The sequence below is a fragment of the Acinetobacter sp. WCHAc010052 genome (genome assembly GCF_002165295.2).
GTDB lineage: Bacteria > Pseudomonadota > Gammaproteobacteria > Pseudomonadales > Moraxellaceae > Acinetobacter > Acinetobacter chinensis.
The window spans coordinates 1,931,188-1,950,772 of the sequence record NZ_CP032143.1 but is presented as its reverse complement, the minus strand read 5'-3'; the positions used below and the strand labels follow the sequence as shown (position 1 = coordinate 1,950,772).

Below are 19,585 nucleotides of genomic sequence, written 5' to 3'. Positions count from 1 at the left end.
ATGAATGCCCTGTTTATTATTGTCGCAGCCATACTTTTACTTGGTCCATTGATTGCCATTCATGAGTTTGGGCATTATATCGTTGCGCGTAAACTGGGTGTTAAAGTGCTGGTCTATTCCATTGGGTTTGGTCCGACACTGCTGAAATGGACATCTAAAAAATCAGGTATTCAGTATCAGTTGTCTGCATTGCCACTGGGTGGTTATGTGAAGATGCTGGATGAGCGTGAAGGTGATGTGTCTGAAGAGGATCGCCCTAAAGCGTTTAACAGACAGCATCCGTGGAAACGTATTGCAATTGTTGCGGCAGGTCCCTTAATCAACCTGGTTTTTGCTGCTCTGCTTTTCTGGATACTGTTTCTGCCATCTCAGGAACAGCTGAACACTAAAGTGGGTAAGGTGATTCCTGGTACACCTGCGGCTACAGTTCAGATGAAATCTGGAGACCTGATTACTGCTGTTGATGGAACTCCTGTATCTACATGGGAAAAACTCAACTTTGCTCTGGTGGATCGGGTAGGTGAAACCGGCACAATTGAAATTCAGGCAGAGCGTCAGGGGCAGATCAGGACTTTTAATCTACCTGTTCAGAACTTTCTGAAAGATCAGAGTCAGTCTACGCTTGATGTACTGGGATTCACACCATACCGCCCACACATTCCTGCAGTGATTTCAAAGCTGAGTGAGGATGGTGCTGCTATCCGTCAAGGGATGAAAAATGGCGATAAAATTATCGCGATTAATGGTGTGAAAATGAATGACTGGTTTGATGTTGTTCAGGTTGTTCAGGCTTCACCAGAAAAACTGCTCAAAATTGATGTGCTGAGAAATTCTCAGCGGGTACAGCTTGAGGTTATGCCACAAGGCAAACGTGACAGTATGGGTAATGTCACAGGTATGCTTGGTGTGCAGAATAATCCTGGAAAAGTGATTATTCCTGATGAATACAAACAGGTGATTCAGTATTCTCCTGCTGAAGCGGGTATAAAAGCAGTTGAAAAAACGGGTCAGATCTCAAGCATGATCTTGAACTCAATCGTGAAAATGGTACGTGGACTGATCGGTCTTGAAAATTTATCAGGTCCGATTACTATTGCCAAGGTTGCAGGTCAGAGTGCAGAAATGGGCTGGCAGACCTTTATTTCCTTTATGGCACTGATGAGTGTCAGTCTGGGGATTCTGAATTTATTACCAATCCCGATGCTTGATGGTGGGCATCTGGTTTATTATTTTGTGGAACTTCTTCGAGGCAAACCTGTATCTGAACAAATACAATTGGTTGGCTTAAAAATTGGTATGGTATTGCTCGGCAGTATGATGCTCCTTGCATTATTCAATGACTTTATGCGTTTATAAGCGTCGTAATGGACTAAATTAACATCGGAAAAACAGGCATGCAGCACAAACATTTATTTATGCCACTGGCGCTCGTGAGTGCAATGGCAGCTGTACAACAAGTATATGCAGCAGATGAATTTATTGTACAGGATATAAAAGTTGATGGTCTTGTGCGTTTAACACCCGCCAATGTTTATGGAATGATTCCTGTAACGAAAGGTGATCGTGTTAATGACCCAGTGGTTGCAAATGCAATCCGTTCTCTTTATGCCTCAGGTTTATTTGATGATATTAAAGCTTCAAATGAAAATGGAGCTCTGGTTTTTAAAGTTGTAGAACGTCCGTTAATTTCAAAAATTGACTTTAAAGGTAATAAGCTGATTCCTAAAGAAGCACTTCAGGATGGCTTGAAGAAAATGGGCATCAGTGAAGGTGAGGTTCTGAAAAAGTCTGCACTACAGACAGTTGAATCAGAACTTGAGCAACAGTACATGCAACAGGGTCGTTATGATGCTGATGTAAAAGTCGTCACTACAGCCAGACCCAATAACCGTGTTGATCTGACGATTGAATTTATTGAAGGTAAGTCTGCAAAAGTTGTAGACATCAATATGATTGGTAATACAGTCTTTAAAGACAGTGAAATCAAACAGGCTTTCTCTGTGAAAGAAAGCAGCTGGAGCTCTGTGATTTCACGTAATGACCGCTATGCTCGTGAAAAAATGGCAGCAAGTCTTGAAGCACTGCGTGCGATGTATCTCAACAAAGGTTATATCAATTTCAATATTTCAAACTCCAGTCTGAATTTGAGTGAAGATAAAAAGAATATTTTTATTGAAGTCTCTGTTGATGAAGGCGAGCAGTTTAAATTTGGTGAAAGTAAGTTCCTGGGCGATGCTTTATATAAGCCGGAAGATCTGAAAGTTCTACAGATTTATAAAGATGGCGCAACTTATTCTCAGGAACAGGTCAATGCTGTTAAACAGTTGCTGCTCAGAAAATATGGTAATGCCGGTTATTACTATGCTGAAGTGAATGTCGTTCCAGAAATCAATAAAGAAACCAAAGTTGTTGATCTGAACTACTTTATCAACCCGGGTCAACAGATTACTGTTCGTCGTATTAATTTCTCAGGTAATACTAAAACTGCTGATGAAGTTTTACGTCGTGAAATGCGCCAGATGGAAGGTGCTCTTGCGAGTAATGAAAAAATTGATCTGTCTAAAGTTCGACTTGAACGCACAGGTTATTTTAAAACGGTCAATGTAAAACCTGTTCGTGTACCCAACGTGCCGGATCAGGTGGATCTGAACATTGATGTTGAAGAACAGCATTCAGGTACCAGTACACTGGCTGTCGGTTATTCTGCCAGTGGCGGTATTACATTCCAGGCAGGCTTAAGTCAGACAAACTTCCTGGGTACAGGGAACAGTGTTTCAGTTGATTTATCCCGTTCTGAAACGCAGGATTATTATAACCTGAGTGTGACGGATCCATATTTCACGATTGATGGTGTTCGTCGTGGTTACAATGTCTACTACCGTAAAACTAAACTGGATGATGATTATAACGTCAACAACTACGTTACAGACAGTCTGGGTGGTGGTATCACATTTGGTTACCCAATTGATGAAAACCAGAGCATCAGTGCAGGTCTGAATATTGACCAGACTGAAGTGACAACAGGTCCTTACGTTTCGACTTATGTAAAAGACTATCTGATGGCGCATGATGGTAAGGGGACTAAAACAGCAACTTACTGTCCTCAGGATCTTGAAGCGATCAAAGACAATGATGGTGTAATTACAGGTTATAAATGCCCTGTAGATGAAAATACTTATTTCAGTGAATACAAGGGTGACTTCCTGACCTATAACCTGAATTTAGGCTGGTCGTACAATACACTTAACCGTCCAATTTTCCCGACCAATGGTATGTCACATCGTGTTAATGCCGAGATTGCACTTCCTGGCAGTGATGTTGAATATCAGAAAGTGACCTATGATGCACAGGGTTTCATACCTTTAGGTAAGGACTTTGTTCTGCGTGGTTATGGTAAGCTGGGATACGGTAATGATCTGCCATTCTATAAAAACTTCTATGCAGGTGGTTATGGCTCGGTACGTGGATATGACAACAGTACTTTGGGTCCTAAGTATCCTGGTGTTTACTTTAATGAAACTAAAAACGTAGACCCTTCTTATGAAGAAGTTGGTGGTAATGCATTGCTTCAGTTTGGTACTGAACTGGCATTGCCACTACCGTTTAAAGGGGACTGGGTACGTCAGATCCGTCCGGTTCTTTTTGCTGAAGGTGCGCAGGTGTTTGATACACAGTGTGATGTTCCTAAAGGTGAACTGTATCTGGGTGGACCAACCAATCGACTGCTCGATGCGAAAAAGTACTGTAAAGATAACTTTGGATTCGATTTTGGCAACATGCGCTACAGTGTGGGTGCAGGCTTTACCTGGATTACGATGATTGGTCCATTATCACTCAGCTATGCTTATCCGCTGAATGATAAAGAGGGTGATGATACGAAGAGTATTCAGTTTGAAATCGGCCGTACTTTCTAAGTACGGTCCGCATCTGACTTTAATATGGAAATATAGGGCTGAACATGAAAAAAATAATTTGCAGTATGGCTGTCGCAGTAAGTATTCTGAGTTCTGGTGCTCATGCAGCAGGATATGGCGTGGTTGATCTGGAAAAAGTTGTAGAATCAAGCAGTTTTCTTAAACAGCAGAATGCAGCTTTACAGCAGTCTTTAAAGCCGCAGTCAACCAAACTTGAACAGTTGGGTAAAGAGCTTGAGGCAATGCAGCAGAAAGCACAGCAGAGCACCAATCTGTCTGAAGCGGATAAGCAGAAAATGTCTGCTCAGTATCAGTCTAAAATGAAAGAATTTAATACGATTCAGCAAAGTGTTCAGACAACTGTGCAGAGTTCCATTCAGAGTACCAATAAGCTGATGGATGGTCGAATCAAACAGGCTGCAGAGCAATTGCGTAAAGAAAACACACTGGATTTTATTTTAAATAAAAACTCTGCCCTGGCGTATGACGCTAAGTATGATTTAACTGATAAAATGATTCAAAAGGTTAATGCAATTAAGTAAACCATGATTTCAAAACAATATCGTCTTGATGAACTCGCAAAGCAGGTCCAGGGCGAGCCTGTTGGTCAGTCAGACTTAAAACTTAAGCGCCTTGCAAGTCTGGAAAATGCATCGTCAGATGATATTGCATTTGTAAATGCAGATAAATTTCTGGATCTGGCAAGGTCGTCTAAAGCAGGCGCTTTAATTGTCACTGAGCAGTTACGGGCTCAATTGCAGGATGTTCATCAGAACTTCATTGTGGTTGCAAATCCGTATCTTGCTTTTGCAATACTGACACATACATTTGAACGGAAGCATGAGCAGCGCGGTATTGAAAGCTCTGCATTCATCCATCCATCAGCCATGATTTCTGACAGTGCTTATATTGGGCACTTTGTCTATATTGGTGAAAACTGTGTAGTGGGAGATGACACCGTTATTCTTTCACATACAAAAGTGGATGATGGTGTTGAAATTGGAAAGCAATGCTTTATTGATTCTCATGTCACATTGACAGGTGAATGTACATTGGCTGACCGCGTGCGCATCCATGCAAATACTGTGATTGGTGGAGAAGGTTTTGGCTTCGCACCTTATCAGGGAAAATGGAACCGCATTGCTCAGTTAGGCTCGGTCCGCATTGGAGATGATGTCCGGATTGGATCAAACTGCAGTGTGGATCGGGGTGCTCTGGATGACACTGTTATTGAAGATGGTGTAATTATTGATAACCTTGTGCAAATTGCGCATAACGTTAAAGTGGGTGCAAATACAGCAATGGCTGCAAAGTGTGGTGTTGCTGGAAGTACGGTCATTGGCAAAAACTGTGTCTTTGCTGGTGCTGTAGGTGTTGTAGGGCACATTAATATTGCTGATAATGTGACTGTTACCGGCATGTCAATGGTCACAAAAAGTATTTCTGAAGCTGGAAGTTATTCTTCTGGTACGCCAATGCTGGAAACTGCTCAGTGGAAGCGGGCTGCGATACGCTTCAAACAATTAGCAGATGTGCCATTGACCCAGTTTGCCAAAAAACTTGATCATATACAGGCTCAAATTGAGTCCCTTGAATCAACTTTTAAATTGCGTAAATAGAAATATGATGACTGAGTCGAATTCTCCTGTGTTTACGAAACCAGAACTGCCAATGCATATTCAAACGATTCGTGAATATTTACCGCATCGTTATCCTTTTTTATTGGTCGATCGCGTAGTTGAAGTAACTGACAATGGTATTGTGGGTTATAAAAATGTTTCCATTAATGAAGAATTTCTTCAGGGGCATTTTCCTGACTATCCAATTATGCCTGGTGTTCTGATTATTGAAGCACTTGCACAGGTTGCCGGTATTCTGGGTTTCATTATGAATAATGAAAAACCAGGACCTGGCTCATTGTTCCTGTTTGCTGGTGCTGAAAAAGTCAGATTTAAAAAACAGGTTGTGGCTGGCGATCAATTGGTCTTAAAAGCAGAACTTGTGATGCAAAAGCGTGGCATTTACAAATATAATTGTATTGCCACAGTTGATGGCGTAGTTGCAACCACAGCGGAAATTATTGTTTCGCATCAGAAAATAGAGAAGGCATGAGCAATACAGAACTTATTCACCCTACAGCTATTATTGACTCATCAGCAGTAATTGCACCTGATGTTCAGATTGGACCGTACTGTATTATTGGTCCAAATGTCAGCATTGGGGCTGGTACCCGACTTCGCTCCCATGTTGTAATTGGGGGTTATACCCGAATTGGTGAACATAATGATATTTTTCAGTTCGCCAGTGTCGGAGAAGAGTGCCAGGATTTAAAATATAAGGGTGAAGAGACCTGGCTTGAAATTGGAGATCATAACTCCATTCGTGAGCATTGCAGTCTGCATCGTGGTACGGTTCAGGATGGTGGAATAACCAAAGTAGGCAGTCATAATCTGCTTATGGTCAATACACATATCGCGCATGACTGTGTTGTGGGTGATCACAATATTTTTGCAAATAATGTTGGTGTAGCCGGCCACGTCCACATCGGTGACTATGTCATTGTTGGTGGTAACTCAGGTATTCATCAGTTCTGTAAAATTGATTCCTACAGCATGATTGGTGGAGCTTCTTTGATTCTGAAAGACGTTCCTGCTTATGTGATGGTTTCTGGTAATCCTGCACATGCTTATGCAATGAATGTGGAAGGAATGCGCCGTAAAGGGTGGTCCCGTGATGTTATCCAGGGACTGCGTGAGTCATTCAGAATTATTTATAAATCTGGGCTGACAACTGAACAGGCGATCAGTAAAATCCGTGATGAAATACTGCCAACAGTGTCTGAAGCTCAGCTTCTGATTGACTCTGTAGAGAGTTCAAGTCGTGGTATTGTACGTTAATATAATGATGAGTTAATAAAAAGGCACCTGTAGGGTGCCTTTTCTTTTGAAGAATAAAGAATATTTATTTTTTGAAATAGCTGGCTTCTTCGGATTTTGGATAGTTAGCCAGAATTTTATTTTTAGCTTTGGCTGCCTGCACAGAGTCACGATCTACGTCTTTCGCAATGCTGTATAGGCGATAGAGTGCATTTGATGCTTTGGCAGAGTTGGGATACTGGTTTGCAACGATATTGAAGTTCTTTTTGGCTTCAGTGTAATTGGTGGGTTCAATTGCAAGATTAAATTCTGCCAGCCAGAAATAAGCATTGCCAATATAGACACTGTTGGGATGATTTTTAATAAAATTCTGCATAGGTGCAATGGCTTTTTTTGCACCACCTTGCTTATAGGCATCTAAAGCAATGGTATAGGCTGCTTTTTCCAGTTCCAGCTGTGAGCTGACATTGACTGTGGTCCCTGCATTGATGGCAGGAGTTGTGGCAGGTGCTTTGGGCTGTACAGTTGTGTTTACTGTGCCTGTGGTGCCTGTGGTGCCTGTGGTGCCTGTGGTGCCTGTGGTTGTGCTGGGAGAAGTATCCTGTTGGTTATCCTCCTCTGGGCTGGCTGCACTTTCAGGGTCTACTTTTTGTTGTAGAAGTTCAAGTCGCTGATCCAGGTCGGTATAGCGATTGGTCAGTTCTTTCTTCAGCTTCTCTATTTCATTGTCCTGTTCTTCCATTTTTCCACGAAGTACACGGATATCATTTTCAAGCTGCTGGTTTTTCTGTATCAGTTGCCAGGTTGGATTGGTCTGAACCTGAGCAGTGCTGTTGACTGCTGTACTGTTGCCAGAAGAAAGTTCATTGCTTCCCTGGCTCAGACCTCGAGACTCAATTGGGATGTTGGCGTATAAAGATGCAGAGCAGGTAAGTGTGAGCGCATAAAGAGCATGCTTTTTTAGCATAGTAAATTTCCATCTGTATAACGGATACTGTAGATATTACGGAGTTCCGATAAAAATTCTTTGAATGAACACATTAAAAACGCCCATGCATTGAAATGCAATAAGCTTTTACAAAACAGGTCATACTTTAAAGTGTTTGATTGCATATATGAATTTTGTGTTCAGGAGTGTAAAAAGTATGGATTGTTTTTAAAATAATCAAACGGATAGCTGTTTCTTTAAAAGTGCTGTGCAAGGCTTGCAACTTAAGAAAAAATCTCTATACTCTGTTCCTGTAATGGTAGCCCTGCTGGTTACTTCGCAATTGTAATCTGAAAACCCCGCCAGGACCGGAAGGTAGCAACGGTATCAGAACTATGATGTGCCGAGGCTTTGCTGGTAGGGTTGCCACCATATTTTTAAAATAATAATCTCCTTTCAAAATCTATTCTTAGCTTCTGTTTCCTGTCCTGTTATTTATTCTCCATCTTCTTTTCTTGATATCGCTTTCATAATCACATCCATTTCAAAACCTCGATACTGTAAAAAACGGATTTGCTTGGCTTTGAGCTTCTGATCTTTTTCGACCTTCACGCCGTATTTTTTAATTTTTAACTGATAAGCCTGTTCATACCAGTTAATTTCATTCAGATCATCCTGAATCAGGGTTCTATCCAGGCTTTTACTGCGTAAAGCCAGTTTTATCCTGTTGGGTCCTTTTCCTTTGCGTACCTGACTGCGTAGTGTCATTTCTGCAACACGTAAATCACTCTGATAGTTTTCTTTGGCAAGCTCATTGACCAGTTCTATCACTTCATCACGGTTCTGAGCGTACATTGCCAGTTTTTCTATCAGATCCGCTTTTGAGTATTCTTTGCGAGTGAGGACGGCAAAAGCATAAGAGCGTAAGCGTGTGCCTGTCAGCCCTTGATCGGACTTCTGGCTGTCACTGGAAAATGAGAGGGCATTGGGGTCGGCATGATCCTGTGAAAAGTGCCCTGAAGATGATTTTTCCAGTTCTTTCTGGGTAATGGATGGATCTGATTCCCCATATTGTTCTTTCAGGGCTTCATAATCAATCAGTTTGGTAAATTTGGGGTGACTCATAATGTCTGGAAAAGATGCCTGAATATAACGGGATTAGTTTAATGCTTTATACGTCTGAATGTAGCTGAATTCATCGTAGATGTCTGAATGGTGGGCGATGCAATGCGCATGGTTCACTATTGCAGACTATTAAGGGCTTGAATATGCATTATGATAAAAAAAACGCCCCGAAAGGCGTTTGATTATTGCTGAATCTTAGACATCCAGAAAATCTGGTTCTTCTTCGTCTTTTTCTTCAGCAGGTGCTGCATTTGCAGTAACCAACAGCTGTTCACGGATTGCTTTATCCAGCTCCTGGACAATCTGAGGGTTTTCTTCAAGATGACGGATCACATTGTTTTTACCCTGACCAATTTTTTCGCCTTTATATGAATACCATGCACCCGCTTTCTGAACCAGTTCCTGTGCTACAGCTAGATCCACCAGTTCGCCTAAGTGGTTAACACCTTTGCCGTACAGGATCTGGAACAGTGCTTCACGGAACGGAGGCGCCATTTTATTTTTAACAACTTTAACTTTGGTTTCAGAACCTACAATTTCATCACCTTCTTTAACCTGACCGACACGGCGGATATCAAGGCGTACAGAAGCATAGAATTTCAGTGCATTACCACCAGTTGTCGTTTCAGGACTGCCAAACATGACTCCGATTTTCATACGGATCTGGTTAATAAAGATCACCATGCAGTTCGAGCGTTTAGCATTACCGGTGATTTTACGCAGCGCCTGACTCATTAAACGAGCCTGTAAGCCCATGTGCGAATCGCCCATTTCACCTTCGATTTCAGCACGTGGTGTCAATGCCGCTACGGAGTCGACAACAATCATGTCAATCGCACCAGAGCGTACCAGCATGTCTGCAATCTCAAGCGCCTGTTCACCATTGTCAGGCTGAGAAACCAGCAGGTTATCAATATCTACACCCAGCTTGCGGGCATACTGTGGATCAAGTGCATGTTCAGCATCAATGAATGCACAGGTTCCGCCAGCTTTCTGACACTGAGCAATGGCCTGGAGGGTCATCGTCGTTTTACCTGAAGATTCAGGACCATAGATTTCAACAATACGACCTTTTGGCAGACCGCCAATACCCAGTGCAATATCAAGAGTCAGTGAACCAGTGGATACTGCTTCAACTGCCTGTACATTATTATCACCAAGACGCATGACTGTATTTTTACCAAACTGTTTTTCAATCTGGCTCAGTGCAGCATTCAGTGCCTTACTTTTGTTATCATCCATCTTACAACCTCAAAACGATGTCACTTAACTATATACTCAAGTGGATGTATTAAATTAAAACCTTGTCCACGGCAAGTATAGTGACAGAATTTATATTTCTGTTCCATAAAAGTCATATCATGTGCGACATAATATGACGCTTAATTCAATCATCATTATATGACCAGAACTGGTCAAACTGGTGATCATTGTCCTGTTTAAACTTATTGATGTCCCGACGGTCTTTTTTACTTGGCCGATTGTCAGGTCGGGCTAGATTATGCAACTTTCTCTGGGTTGCAATCAATTCCCTGCGCGCAATACTGACCTCAGTTTCCTCATAAAGAAGCTGGGCGACTGGAGCAGGACCCCGGACACTGGAGAGTGCTTTGACTGTCACGGTTTTTTTGTCAAAACCCTGCTGAATGGTCAGTTCCATGCCTATACGGACTTCTCTTGAAACTTTTACCCGATCGCCATTGTGGTGGACTTTTCCGCCTTCAATTGCAGCTTTGGCAATAGAGCGTGTTTTAAAAAATCGTGCAGCCCATAGCCATTTATCAATTCGGATACCCGCAGCGGTTTCAGGCATATTTTTTATTTCCCTCAATCTGTTCAATCAGTGGAATTAAGTCAGTGAGTCGGTTCAGCATAGGATAAGCGCTATGCTGTCGGATATTGCCCATGGAGGATGGTTGCTGAATGGTGACAAGATTCTGTATGCCATAATTTTGTGCGCCCTGTAAAACCTTTTCAGTATCGTCTACAAAGAACACCTGATCAGCATTAAAAGGGTGCTGCGTATTCAGTTTTTGCCAGAACTCAGGAAACTCTTTGGAATGTCCAAAACTTTCACTGCTGACAATCACATCGAAATACTGAGCCAGACCTGTGATTTCAAGTTTAAACTTTAATCCTGCCAGATCGGCATTGGTCGCAAGCCAGCAGGGATAACGGTTTTCTTTCAGATAGTCCAGTAATTCAAGACAACCTTCACGTAAAGCGACTTTGTGCTGAAATTCAATTTGCAGAGCCAGTACATCAACGCCTATTTTTGAAGTCCAGAAGCTGGATGAATACCATTTCAGGGTATGATTGTGTTCCTGATAAAATTCTGCAAGAGTGGATTTACTCTGTTCCAGTGAGCACTGATGGATCTGGGAATAGCGTTCAGGAAGCAGATGATTCCAGATCTGATCATCATAAGCCAGATCAAGTAAGGTTCCATCCATATCGAAAATGATGGTAGGTTTTTCAGACATATTCAGCATATAGGAATTCAATGTTTAAAATTACAACAGCGCCGCAGGATGCGCTTATACAAAAACTGATCCCCATTGTGACACATGCCTGTGAAATTTTGCGAGAAGAATATGAGCGTTATTGTTCAGGCGCAGATTTTGACGTTGTAAAAAAATCCGATAATTCACCTGTAACTCAGGCGGATTACAGAGTGAACAGCTATCTGACTGATGCACTGGCACAGATTTCTGAACTGCCATTACTGTCTGAAGAAGGCAGTGCTGAACATCGGCAGAACTGGAAAGAATTCTGGTTGCTCGATCCTCTGGATGGAACAAAAGAGTTTCTGCACAAAAGACCCGAATTTACAATCAATCTGAGTATGATCAAAGGTGCCGATACTGTATTCGCTTTGCTCGCTGTTCCGGCTCAGTCTGTAATCTATGTCTGTCCTGAACAGGGTATGCCACTTAAGCTGAAAACAGACTCAGGTGAATGGAGTGTTTTTGAGTCGTCTGAAACGGAGCATGAGCTTTGTGTGGGCTTGAGTCACAGCAGTCAGGAGAAACAGGAATATGCAGCTTATCTGGATGAACTGGCAAACATAGCGTCTTTTGGAACTGTACGTGCGGGCAGTGCTTATAAGTTCTGCATGATGCTTGAAGATCAGGTGGATATCTATCCAAGATTTCATCCAACCTGTGAATGGGATACCAGTGCAGGTCAGTGTTTGATCGAACGGATCGGTGGTGGGCTGGTCGATTTCAGGCAGCGTCCATTTCTGTATAATCAACGGGATACCTTGTTGAATAATGGTTTCATTGCTTATCGGAATATAAATATGAAAAAAATTGCTTTACAGGCACTTACGCAGATGCAGTACAAGCATTGAGCAAAAAAGAGAACATGCTATAGTGTCCATAAATTTGTTGAAATCTGACTGAATCATGGCATTAGACCTGCTCCCGACCAGTATGCTGAAGGCGATTGATTTATTGCCTGATGTTAAAACTCCAGTGACTCTGTTTACACGACATTCAATTCGTGAGGTTGTCAGTGGTCAGGGACTGGCAGGTTACGATCTTCAGCTGACTTCTGAGGGGCGTGACCTTGCACAGGCATGGGGAGCGTATCTGATTGAAAATACAGACCGTGCTGTACAGCACTGCATCTCCAGTCCAATTCAGCGCTGTGTGGATACCGCAGCATTGATGATTCAGGGAGCTGATTCCATTACTGTTCAGCCCAATACGCATCATATTGAAATAGTGGAGCAGCGTTTGTTGGTGGAACCGGGAAGTTTTGTGCTGGATATCCAGCAGGCAGGTCCATATTTCAGGAAGCAGGGTGCGCTTGGGTTTATCAACAGTTTTGTCAATAATGCACTGCCTGGTATGAAACACCCGATTACGGGAGTTGTAGACGTACTGGAGCTGATTTATAAGACACATCCACAGCAGGCGGATGGTTTAAGCCTTGCTGTCAGTCATGACACGATTCTGGCTGCAATTCTGGCGGTTATTTCAGGACGGAATGAAGTCACTCAGCAGGACTGGCCGGAAATGATGGAAGGTCTGTTTGTCTGGTTTGAAGGCGAGGATTTTCTGGACTCTCATCTGAAATGGATCTGGCGGGGAGAGCGACATGAGCTGTCTATCCGTGATTTTCAGAAAAATGGCTGATATTGATTTGGTGTCAACTGTTTAAATCCGTTCGTATCTCTGCTTTTATTGGTCATATTTTTTGTGGATCAGTTCCCATCCTTAATTCTGTTCTGATCAGTGTTATATGTAAAATTATAATTTTAAGTCTTTCTCCCTGTTCCACTCCTGATCTGTAAACTGAGTTGTATTGTTTTAATAAAACTTAATAACGATCAAATATACATGAATAATTATTTAATAAAAAAAGTGAATAGTATTGAAGTTCTGACATCTGATTGTGTAGCATGCCTTAAGCATTAAATGCTTGATAAAACATAATTAATAAGTGCACATTTTTCTTTTTGTTAGAGAATCGTGCCAATTTTGAGTTGGAAAATGTGATGCAGCTTCAGTATAAATATTTAACTATTTGTACACTATCAGCCATGCTTATGGCTTGTGGTGGCGGGGGCGGAAGCCAGTCAGCTTCAGAAGGTGGAGTTGTACAAAAATATGCGGAGCCAGAAAAGGACAGCATTGAGAGCAGTACGCTGGGTTTTTATGACTTAAATGCAGAGGGACAGAACCGCGAAATCCGCAATGATCTGAGTGGGAATTTTGAAGCTATGCTTCAGTTTGCACAGGGGCATGTTGTAGATCCGAAAGGAAATGAAGATAAGAATATGCCTCGCCTGACCGGTGAACGTGAAGCGTTACTGCTGGTGACACCTGTACAGGGTATGGGAGATATTCGGCGTTTAAATGCTGAAATTTACCAGGATGGCCGTTTGCTCAGAACAGTTGAATTGAATGATCCAGCTCAGCTTCCGCTGTCTGATCAGGCAAATACGGATGACAGACCTAAAGTGCTGTATTCAAAAAAAGCATGGTCGGCTGTGTTGAAGTGGGATGAGGTTGTGCCTGGTCTGAGTATTCAGATTGTTCAGCCGGACTCAGGTAAACGTGGTGAGATTACGGCTGAAAGTATTGATTTTGCTGCACCGGGTGAGCTTGTATTACAGAATATCCGTTTAGGTCTTTTGACCGATCCACCTAAATCAAGCGGTCATTATATGTTGCTTGAGCCTGAAAAAGCGGGAACGGATTATTTTCAGACAATTCCTGCTGCACAGATGATTGTTACTAAATATGATGATATGAAACTTGATCGGGTCATGATCGCTAGCGGCACAATTTATGATTCTGTCAGTGCATCAAATGGTGGTTATTATGATGGAGATATGCGGGAAAATACTGCAAAATCAACCTTCAGTGTGGGAACTAATCTTGCGAACTGGGGCGTGACATCTTCATCCATGGCAAGTCAGGAACAGCCACAGTTGACTCAGAGTGTTGTGGTGCATCATGCACGTGGTAAATACGCCAATGGTGAAGCAAATCATGGTCTGAGTGGTGGTAATGGTATGCTGACCATTATTGACTCTGTTGGAAATGAGTTCAGTCATGAAATCGGGCATCATTATGGACTGGGGCACTACCCGGGTTCTGTTGGAAACAACATGTTCTGGGCGGCGCATCATGCAGACAGCGGATGGGGTTATATTGCCTACCGTAACAAAATGCGGGGCAACCTGGACTGGGGCAATAAAAACCTTGGAGATGGAAGTAATGGTATTCCTAACTTCCAGAACCTGTATCCGTATGGTAAAGATGCGATGTCGGGTGGATATTCGTCCAGTTCGATTTCCCGTTATACCCACTACACGGGTTACAGCACCCGCTGGAAGATTCAGCCGCACTTCAATGCACGCCATGTCTGGGATGAAAAATCTCCTACGGGCTATAAAAAATGGAATGAGACGACCAGAAAAATGGAAGTCGTTCAGCCTAAAGTGCCTAAATCAAGTGGGGTCTGGTATAACAGTGCAGATGGTAACTATCTGAAGCCTGCTATGTTTGGTGTGCCTGTATATACCATTCTGGGTGGTTACGATGTAGAGAACCAGAGCGGTATTATTTATCCTGCGGCACGTGGTAACTGGGGGAATGTCTTTAATCTGCCTGCACCAGTATTGTCTGCAGGTACGGCCAACTGCTGGTTAAATGTACAGTTTGCAAATGGTGCAAAAAATATCGCACTTGCACCGGCTCAGCTGGCAGCCAACAGTAAAGCCAATAAATTCCATATCAATCTTGCACAGAGCGATCAGCCACAACACGTAGAGCTGTTCTGCCAGAAAGTAGGAGCTGATGCCGTTAAACTGTCACAGATTGATATTCCTGTTTTAGCAGCTCTGCCTGCATATGTGAAAATTGGTCGTGAAGCGGGTTACAGTGCGCTGAGAAAGATTGAGTTGCCACTGCTGGAACAGGCCTTGCTTGAAAATGCAGATAAATCTGTGATTCACCTGGGAACAGATGCACGGCTCTGGATGGATTCGTATTCGGCGTATAAATCAGAGCTTTCAGCTGCTGCACAGGCTGTGTTTGACCGTTACGTCCAGCAGACAGGCACCATGCACCGTTTAAACCGTTGGGTGGATGCTTATCGTGCTGATCTGACATCAGGTGTGCCTGAGGCTAAATCAGCTTTTAAAAACTTTCTGACAGTATTGAGACTGGATCAGGAAAAACCTCTGCAGGGAGTGACCAGTATCAAGAACAGAACAAACTGTCTGAAAACTGAAACGCTGGCAAATGGTCAGCTGAATGCTTATATCAGCGGTGCAAGTGGTTGCAGCAATGATGAAACTGAACAGTGGATTTACGATATTGACGGTAAGATTCATAACCGTGCCGCGCTGGATCAGTGTCTGACAACGGGTGGTGGTAATGTTATCAGTATGGCTACCTGTCAGAGCAATCAGGCAAATCAGCTCTGGAGTTTGCATGAAGCAACTGGAACAATCAGACAGGCAAATCAGTGTTTCGATCTTGAAGGTGGCAATCTGAAAGAAAACCGCGCCCGTCTGATCCGTTATGGATGTACCAATGGTGCAAACCAGAAATGGACAATAATGGAGCAGAATCAGAGTCTGATTCTTGGATTGTCAAAAGCTGAAAATCTTGGACTGATCACTCGTCTGATGACATCTGAAGTCAGTCAGTAAATATGTAAATGATCATGATGAATAAGCTCCTTCGGGGGCTTATTCTGTATGTTTTGATCTGGGGCGCACCAGTAAAATCATCAGTGGTAATAATGAAAATGCAAAAAATCCACAAAGAATCGGTACGATCACAGGATCATTTGCAGGATTTCCTAAAAAAATATATTTATAAACAACACTGAGAAGCAGTGCAAACATGCCAAATGTTGCAAATGGGATCATGACCCGAAGAAGCAGAAAACTCCATAGATTCCCTAAAGACTTTGTTTTGAAGTTCATGGCATAAGAAAACAGCGTATAGAGCACCATTGCCATCATGAATGTCATTAAACCGCCTGCAAAAAGCAGCAGACCACTACGGGCAGACTTTTCTCCGACTCTTTTATCACCTGGAGTATAGACAATCGTAACTTTATCTCCAATGACAGGTCTTCCTCCGGAGCGTATATCGGTGGGTATGTCTTTGTGAACTATACCGTCTTCAGTCTGAAAACTGACATAGCTGTGGTACATCAGGATTCGGTTGCCCCCTTTGCCAGGGTTGTTGACCCATTCGCTGCTGTAGCGCTGTATGGTTGCTTCGTAAGCTGGTTTGCTGAACAGGTTATATACTGACTGTGGAATGAAAAAGGAAAAGGGAATAACCAGTGATGAAATGACAAAAATAATCAGTGCCGGAAAAATATATGTGCTGAGGGTGATTTTTTCAGAAGTATCCGTGTTGCTTTTGCGGATCAGTCTGATTGCCAACCATCTTGACCAGATCACCAACAGAAAAAAGCAGATTACAAAAATATAGCCTGATGTTGTCATTATTCGTTTTTATCATGGGTTTTAATTTTGAGAGTATAGAAGATGGTGTTGCTGAAATTCGTTTTTAATTGTGTCGTTTTAATAAGAATGAATTTATTTCAGGTATAAAAAAAGCCCTTGCGGGCTTTTTTCAAATGCAAAATTATTTAGCAACTAATGCTTTAACTTGTGCATTTAAACGGCTCTTATGACGAGCAGCTTTGTTTTTATGGATGATGCCTTTATCAGCCATACGGTCGATTACAGGAACCGCTACTTTGTATGCTTCAGCAGCAGCAGCATGTTCACCAGCTGCAATAGCAGCTACTGTACGTTTGATATAAGTACGAACCATAGAACGTAAGCTAGCGTTGTGTTTACGTGCTTTAACGTTTTGACGAGCACGTTTTTTTGCTTGAGCAGAGTTTGCCACTCGTGCACTCCTTGAAATAGATTGGTCTGGGCGGGCTGAAATTACATCTGAAAACCTACATCAGAGAATTTTCACCAGCCCGTAAACAAGTGCCATATTGTGATTAAATAGAGCACGGAAGTCAAGCCTTGACATACTTTGGCAACATTTTAGATGAAGATTTTTTTGAATTAAATCGTTAGATTAGTGCTGAGAGGGAGTGAGTGGTTAAAAAATGACAAAATCAATTGAAAGTGCAATCGTGATCGGGGCAACGGGTCTGGTGGGTAGAGAACTGCTGAAACAACTGAACCAGCTGCCTTCATGTAAAAAGATAACAGCAGTGGTCCGATATGAAGATGAGCTGTTTAAAAGTTTAAATAAGGTTGAACAGCTGGTTCTGTCTGATTTTCTGTTACTGAATGATGAAGATGTAAATGGTTATAGCCATGCTTTCAGTTGCCTTGGGAGTACGATAAAAAAAGCAGGGTCGAAATCAGCATTTTATAATATTGATTTTGAAATCAATGCACATTTTGCCGATCTGTTTGAAGAAACAGCGACACATTATCTGCTGGTCAGTGCCATGGGGGCTAAAGCTGGATCTAAAATTTTTTATAATCAGGTCAAAGGACAGCTTGAAGATCATGTTCAGGTACTGCAACTGAGTAAGGCGTCTATCGTGCGTCCATCACTGTTGCTGGGTGAGCGTACTGAACAGCGTACACTTGAAGATGCGACACAGAAGCTGTACAGAAAATTCGCTTATCTGGTTCCAGATTCATTTAAATATAAGCCTGTGACTGCTGAACAGGTGGCTCATACTATGGTCGAGGCTGCACAAAAGCAGGAAAAGCCATTTGAAATTTATGATAATTTACGCATACAAAAATCCATATAAAAGGAAATAAGCATGACTGTTGCATTCGTTACCTGTGATTTACTTGATGATCATCCTGAAAAAGATATTCAGACTCTGATTCCATCGCTCGATGGTCGTTTTTTCCGTAGCTATGGCGCGCGTAAAAGTTTTGGTGGTCAGATTGTCACTGTAAAATGTTTTGAAGATAACTCACGTGTCAAACAGTTGCTTGCTACAGATGGCAAGGGCAAAGTACTTGTTGTGGATGGTGGTGCATCAATGCGCTGCGCACTGATGGGTGACATGATTGCTGAATCTGCTGTAAAAAATAACTGGAATGGTGTGATTATTTACGGATGTGTCCGAGATGTTGATGCAATTGCAGAACTCGATCTGGGAGTACATGCATTGGCTTCAATTCCTCAAAAAAGTAACCGTAAAGGCATAGGCGAGGTTGATGTTCCACTGTATTTTGGCAGTGTGACATTCAATTCTGGTGATTATGTCTATGCAGATAATAACGGAATTGTTGTATCCAAAGAAAAACTGGTCGATTTATAAAAATAGGCGCAAAGCCTGGAGATAACAAAATGGTGTATCATCAAATCAAAGTCATTCAGGCTCTGGCGACTTCGCTGACAGAAGGTGGTCGTGGAGCAAACGGAACCGCATTTCCAGTTCAGCCTGAAAAAGCGTTAAAACTGTATGAGTTTGAAGGTTCACCATTTTGTCGCCGTGTCCGTGAAGTGATGACTTTACTGAACCTGGATTATGAAGTGTATCCATGCCCAAAAGGCGGTACTAAATTCCGTAAAATCGTCAAAGAGCAAGGCGGTAAACTGCGTTTTCCGTATTTTGTAGATGAAAATACCGGCACAGCCATGTATGAATCACAGGATATTATTCATTACCTGTTTCAGCATTATGGCAAAAGTGGCAAAACGCCTGAAAAATATGCACATTATCCAAAATATCCAATCGTTGCTTTAGCAGGAACACTGTTGAATGGCGCACGGGGTGTCTGGGTCAATAAAAAAATTATAAACCGTGAAACACCTGAACAGCTTCTGGAACTGTGGGGTTTTGAAGCTAGTCCATATACCCGTATCGTGCGTGGGATTCTGACCGAACTGGAACTGCCTTTTGTTTTTCATAACGTAGCAAAAGAACGCTGGCAGGATCAGGGACCATCGGTTTTACGTTTAAAACCAGGCAAATATATTCCTCTGGCTGGAGGAAAACGTGAAAAAGTAGTTCCAGTCATGGGCCGTCATAAAAAAGATATTCAGGTGCCTTATCTGGCAGATCCTAATACAGGTGCAAAACTTTTTGAATCTGAGGTTATTGTGGATTATTTAAAACGTAGATATGCATAATCTTGCGTCATGAAGCATCCGAAAGGATGCTTTTTTTACCATTGGAATAAAATAGCCTAAGCATATCTATACTTTTATATGGGTTTAAATCAAACTAAACTGAACTATTGCTTGGAATGCTGG

The 19,585-nt window shown here is 42.3% G+C and carries 19 protein-coding genes and 1 other RNA gene; 13 read left to right on the top strand and 7 right to left on the bottom strand.

Annotated features, from left to right (window positions below; translation table 11 throughout):
- The 6 genes from rseP to lpxA are packed head-to-tail and all read left to right on the top strand — an operon-like array spanning window position 1 to window position 6,811.
- The gene (gene rseP, locus CDG61_RS09810; protein WP_087551023.1) at window positions 1–1,356 is read left to right on the top strand and encodes an RIP metalloprotease RseP; all 1,356 of its coding nucleotides are present in this window, start codon (window positions 1–3) and stop codon (window positions 1,354–1,356) included.
- A gap of 38 nt (window positions 1,357–1,394) precedes the next feature.
- Window positions 1,395–3,914 (top strand): outer membrane protein assembly factor BamA, encoded by a 2,520-nt coding sequence (gene bamA, locus CDG61_RS09805; RefSeq protein WP_087551024.1) that lies wholly within the window; start codon window positions 1,395–1,397, stop codon window positions 3,912–3,914.
- Between the two features lie 44 nt (window positions 3,915–3,958).
- A complete protein-coding gene (locus CDG61_RS09800; protein ID WP_087551025.1) occupies window positions 3,959–4,456 on the top strand; it encodes an OmpH family outer membrane protein in 498 nt (165 codons plus the stop codon).
- Window positions 4,457–4,459: 3 nt separating this feature from the next.
- Window positions 4,460–5,533, top strand: coding sequence for a UDP-3-O-(3-hydroxymyristoyl)glucosamine N-acyltransferase (gene lpxD / locus CDG61_RS09795; RefSeq protein WP_087551026.1), 1,074 nt, complete (start codon window positions 4,460–4,462; stop codon window positions 5,531–5,533).
- 7 nt (window positions 5,534–5,540) lie between these two features.
- Complete coding sequence (gene fabZ / locus CDG61_RS09790) at window positions 5,541–6,026, top strand: 3-hydroxyacyl-ACP dehydratase FabZ (RefSeq protein ID WP_171405497.1); 486 nt, start codon at window positions 5,541–5,543, stop codon at window positions 6,024–6,026.
- Entirely contained in the window at window positions 6,023–6,811 is a 789-nt protein-coding gene (lpxA, locus tag CDG61_RS09785; protein ID WP_087551027.1) for an acyl-ACP--UDP-N-acetylglucosamine O-acyltransferase, read from the top strand. Before fabZ ends, lpxA begins: the two co-directional genes overlap by 4 nt.
- Window positions 6,812–6,875: 64 nt before the next feature.
- Here the strand turns inward: lpxA and CDG61_RS09780 are convergent, their stop codons facing one another.
- On the bottom strand, window positions 6,876–7,757 hold the full coding sequence (locus CDG61_RS09780; protein WP_087551028.1) for a tetratricopeptide repeat protein: 882 nt from the start codon (window positions 7,755–7,757) through the stop codon (window positions 6,876–6,878).
- A gap of 287 nt (window positions 7,758–8,044) precedes the next feature.
- Between CDG61_RS09780 and ffs the strand changes: the two genes are divergently transcribed.
- Window positions 8,045–8,141: signal recognition particle sRNA small type (gene ffs, locus CDG61_RS09775), an RNA gene on the top strand.
- Window positions 8,142–8,213: 72 nt separating this feature from the next.
- Here ffs and CDG61_RS09770 read toward each other — a convergent pair.
- The 4 genes from CDG61_RS09770 to CDG61_RS09755 form a co-directional block, all read right to left on the bottom strand.
- On the bottom strand, window positions 8,214–8,843 hold the full coding sequence (locus tag CDG61_RS09770; protein ID WP_087551029.1) for a regulatory protein RecX: 630 nt from the start codon (window positions 8,841–8,843) through the stop codon (window positions 8,214–8,216).
- Between the two features lie 195 nt (window positions 8,844–9,038).
- Window positions 9,039–10,085: a recombinase RecA gene (gene recA / locus CDG61_RS09765; RefSeq protein WP_087551030.1), complete on the bottom strand. Its 1,047-nt coding sequence runs from the start codon at window positions 10,083–10,085 to the stop codon at window positions 9,039–9,041.
- A gap of 145 nt (window positions 10,086–10,230) precedes the next feature.
- Window positions 10,231–10,656, bottom strand: a complete 426-nt coding sequence (locus tag CDG61_RS09760; protein ID WP_087551031.1) for an RNA-binding S4 domain-containing protein — start codon at window positions 10,654–10,656, stop codon at window positions 10,231–10,233.
- The gene (locus CDG61_RS09755) at window positions 10,649–11,335 is read right to left on the bottom strand and encodes an HAD-IA family hydrolase (RefSeq protein ID WP_087551032.1); all 687 of its coding nucleotides are present in this window, start codon (window positions 11,333–11,335) and stop codon (window positions 10,649–10,651) included. The genes CDG61_RS09760 and CDG61_RS09755 overlap by 8 nt, the downstream gene beginning before the upstream one ends.
- An 11-nt stretch (window positions 11,336–11,346) precedes the next feature.
- Here CDG61_RS09755 and CDG61_RS09750 point away from each other — a divergent pair, with 11 nt between their 5' ends.
- The 3 genes from CDG61_RS09750 to CDG61_RS09740 all read left to right on the top strand — a co-directional run bounded on the left by CDG61_RS09750 (window position 11,347) and on the right by CDG61_RS09740 (window position 16,020).
- Window positions 11,347–12,198, top strand: coding sequence for a 3'(2'),5'-bisphosphate nucleotidase CysQ family protein (locus CDG61_RS09750; RefSeq protein ID WP_087551033.1), 852 nt, complete (start codon window positions 11,347–11,349; stop codon window positions 12,196–12,198).
- A 55-nt stretch (window positions 12,199–12,253) separates the two neighbouring features.
- Window positions 12,254–12,988, top strand: a complete 735-nt coding sequence (locus tag CDG61_RS09745) for a histidine phosphatase family protein (RefSeq protein WP_087512256.1) — start codon at window positions 12,254–12,256, stop codon at window positions 12,986–12,988.
- A 362-nt stretch (window positions 12,989–13,350) separates the two neighbouring features.
- Window positions 13,351–16,020 (top strand): M66 family metalloprotease, encoded by a 2,670-nt coding sequence (locus CDG61_RS09740; RefSeq protein WP_087551034.1) that lies wholly within the window; start codon window positions 13,351–13,353, stop codon window positions 16,018–16,020.
- A gap of 39 nt (window positions 16,021–16,059) precedes the next feature.
- On the opposite strand, the gene CDG61_RS09735 is transcribed toward CDG61_RS09740, so the two are convergent.
- Together CDG61_RS09735 and rpsT are read right to left on the bottom strand one after the other, a co-directional pair.
- On the bottom strand, window positions 16,060–16,770 hold the full coding sequence (locus tag CDG61_RS09735) for a DUF3592 domain-containing protein (protein ID WP_147387783.1): 711 nt from the start codon (window positions 16,768–16,770) through the stop codon (window positions 16,060–16,062).
- A 205-nt stretch (window positions 16,771–16,975) separates the two neighbouring features.
- Complete coding sequence (rpsT, locus tag CDG61_RS09730) at window positions 16,976–17,245, bottom strand: 30S ribosomal protein S20 (RefSeq protein WP_087512254.1); 270 nt, start codon at window positions 17,243–17,245, stop codon at window positions 16,976–16,978.
- A 214-nt stretch (window positions 17,246–17,459) separates the two neighbouring features.
- Here rpsT and CDG61_RS09725 point away from each other — a divergent pair, with 214 nt between their 5' ends.
- From CDG61_RS09725 to CDG61_RS09715, 3 genes are read left to right on the top strand one after another with little or no spacing between them, the layout of a single operon-like run.
- Entirely contained in the window at window positions 17,460–18,125 is a 666-nt protein-coding gene (locus tag CDG61_RS09725; protein WP_087551036.1) for an NAD(P)H-binding protein, read from the top strand.
- Window positions 18,126–18,137: 12 nt separating this feature from the next.
- Entirely contained in the window at window positions 18,138–18,647 is a 510-nt protein-coding gene (gene rraA / locus CDG61_RS09720) for a ribonuclease E activity regulator RraA (RefSeq protein ID WP_087551037.1), read from the top strand.
- A 29-nt stretch (window positions 18,648–18,676) separates the two neighbouring features.
- Complete coding sequence (locus CDG61_RS09715; protein WP_087551038.1) at window positions 18,677–19,462, top strand: glutathione S-transferase N-terminal domain-containing protein; 786 nt, start codon at window positions 18,677–18,679, stop codon at window positions 19,460–19,462.
- The last annotated feature ends 123 nt before the right edge of the window (window positions 19,463–19,585 follow it).

What these genes read in the sequence shown, in the direction of transcription:
- CDG61_RS09740 (WP_087551034.1), top strand. Translation starts at nt 13,351, where the DNA reads ATGCAGCTTCAGTATAAATATTTAACTATTTGTACACTATCAGCCATG.
- rraA (WP_087551037.1), top strand. Translation starts at nt 18,138, where the DNA reads ATGACTGTTGCATTCGTTACCTGTGATTTACTTGATGATCATCCTGAA.
- CDG61_RS09800 (WP_087551025.1), top strand. Translation starts at nt 3,959, where the DNA reads ATGAAAAAAATAATTTGCAGTATGGCTGTCGCAGTAAGTATTCTGAGT.
- lpxD (WP_087551026.1), top strand. Translation starts at nt 4,460, where the DNA reads ATGATTTCAAAACAATATCGTCTTGATGAACTCGCAAAGCAGGTCCAG.
- lpxA (WP_087551027.1), top strand. Translation starts at nt 6,023, where the DNA reads ATGAGCAATACAGAACTTATTCACCCTACAGCTATTATTGACTCATCA.
- fabZ (WP_171405497.1), top strand. Translation starts at nt 5,541, where the DNA reads ATGACTGAGTCGAATTCTCCTGTGTTTACGAAACCAGAACTGCCAATG.
- recA (WP_087551030.1), bottom strand. Translation starts at nt 10,085, where the DNA reads ATGGATGATAACAAAAGTAAGGCACTGAATGCTGCACTGAGCCAGATT.
- CDG61_RS09745 (WP_087512256.1), top strand. Translation starts at nt 12,254, where the DNA reads ATGGCATTAGACCTGCTCCCGACCAGTATGCTGAAGGCGATTGATTTA.
- bamA (WP_087551024.1), top strand. Translation starts at nt 1,395, where the DNA reads ATGCAGCACAAACATTTATTTATGCCACTGGCGCTCGTGAGTGCAATG.
- CDG61_RS09770 (WP_087551029.1), bottom strand. Translation starts at nt 8,843, where the DNA reads ATGAGTCACCCCAAATTTACCAAACTGATTGATTATGAAGCCCTGAAA.
- CDG61_RS09750 (WP_087551033.1), top strand. Translation starts at nt 11,347, where the DNA reads ATGTTTAAAATTACAACAGCGCCGCAGGATGCGCTTATACAAAAACTG.
- CDG61_RS09755 (WP_087551032.1), bottom strand. Translation starts at nt 11,335, where the DNA reads ATGCTGAATATGTCTGAAAAACCTACCATCATTTTCGATATGGATGGA.
- CDG61_RS09780 (WP_087551028.1), bottom strand. Translation starts at nt 7,757, where the DNA reads ATGCTAAAAAAGCATGCTCTTTATGCGCTCACACTTACCTGCTCTGCA.
- CDG61_RS09715 (WP_087551038.1), top strand. Translation starts at nt 18,677, where the DNA reads ATGGTGTATCATCAAATCAAAGTCATTCAGGCTCTGGCGACTTCGCTG.
- CDG61_RS09760 (WP_087551031.1), bottom strand. Translation starts at nt 10,656, where the DNA reads ATGCCTGAAACCGCTGCGGGTATCCGAATTGATAAATGGCTATGGGCT.
- rseP (WP_087551023.1), top strand. Translation starts at nt 1, where the DNA reads ATGAATGCCCTGTTTATTATTGTCGCAGCCATACTTTTACTTGGTCCA.
- CDG61_RS09725 (WP_087551036.1), top strand. Translation starts at nt 17,460, where the DNA reads ATGACAAAATCAATTGAAAGTGCAATCGTGATCGGGGCAACGGGTCTG.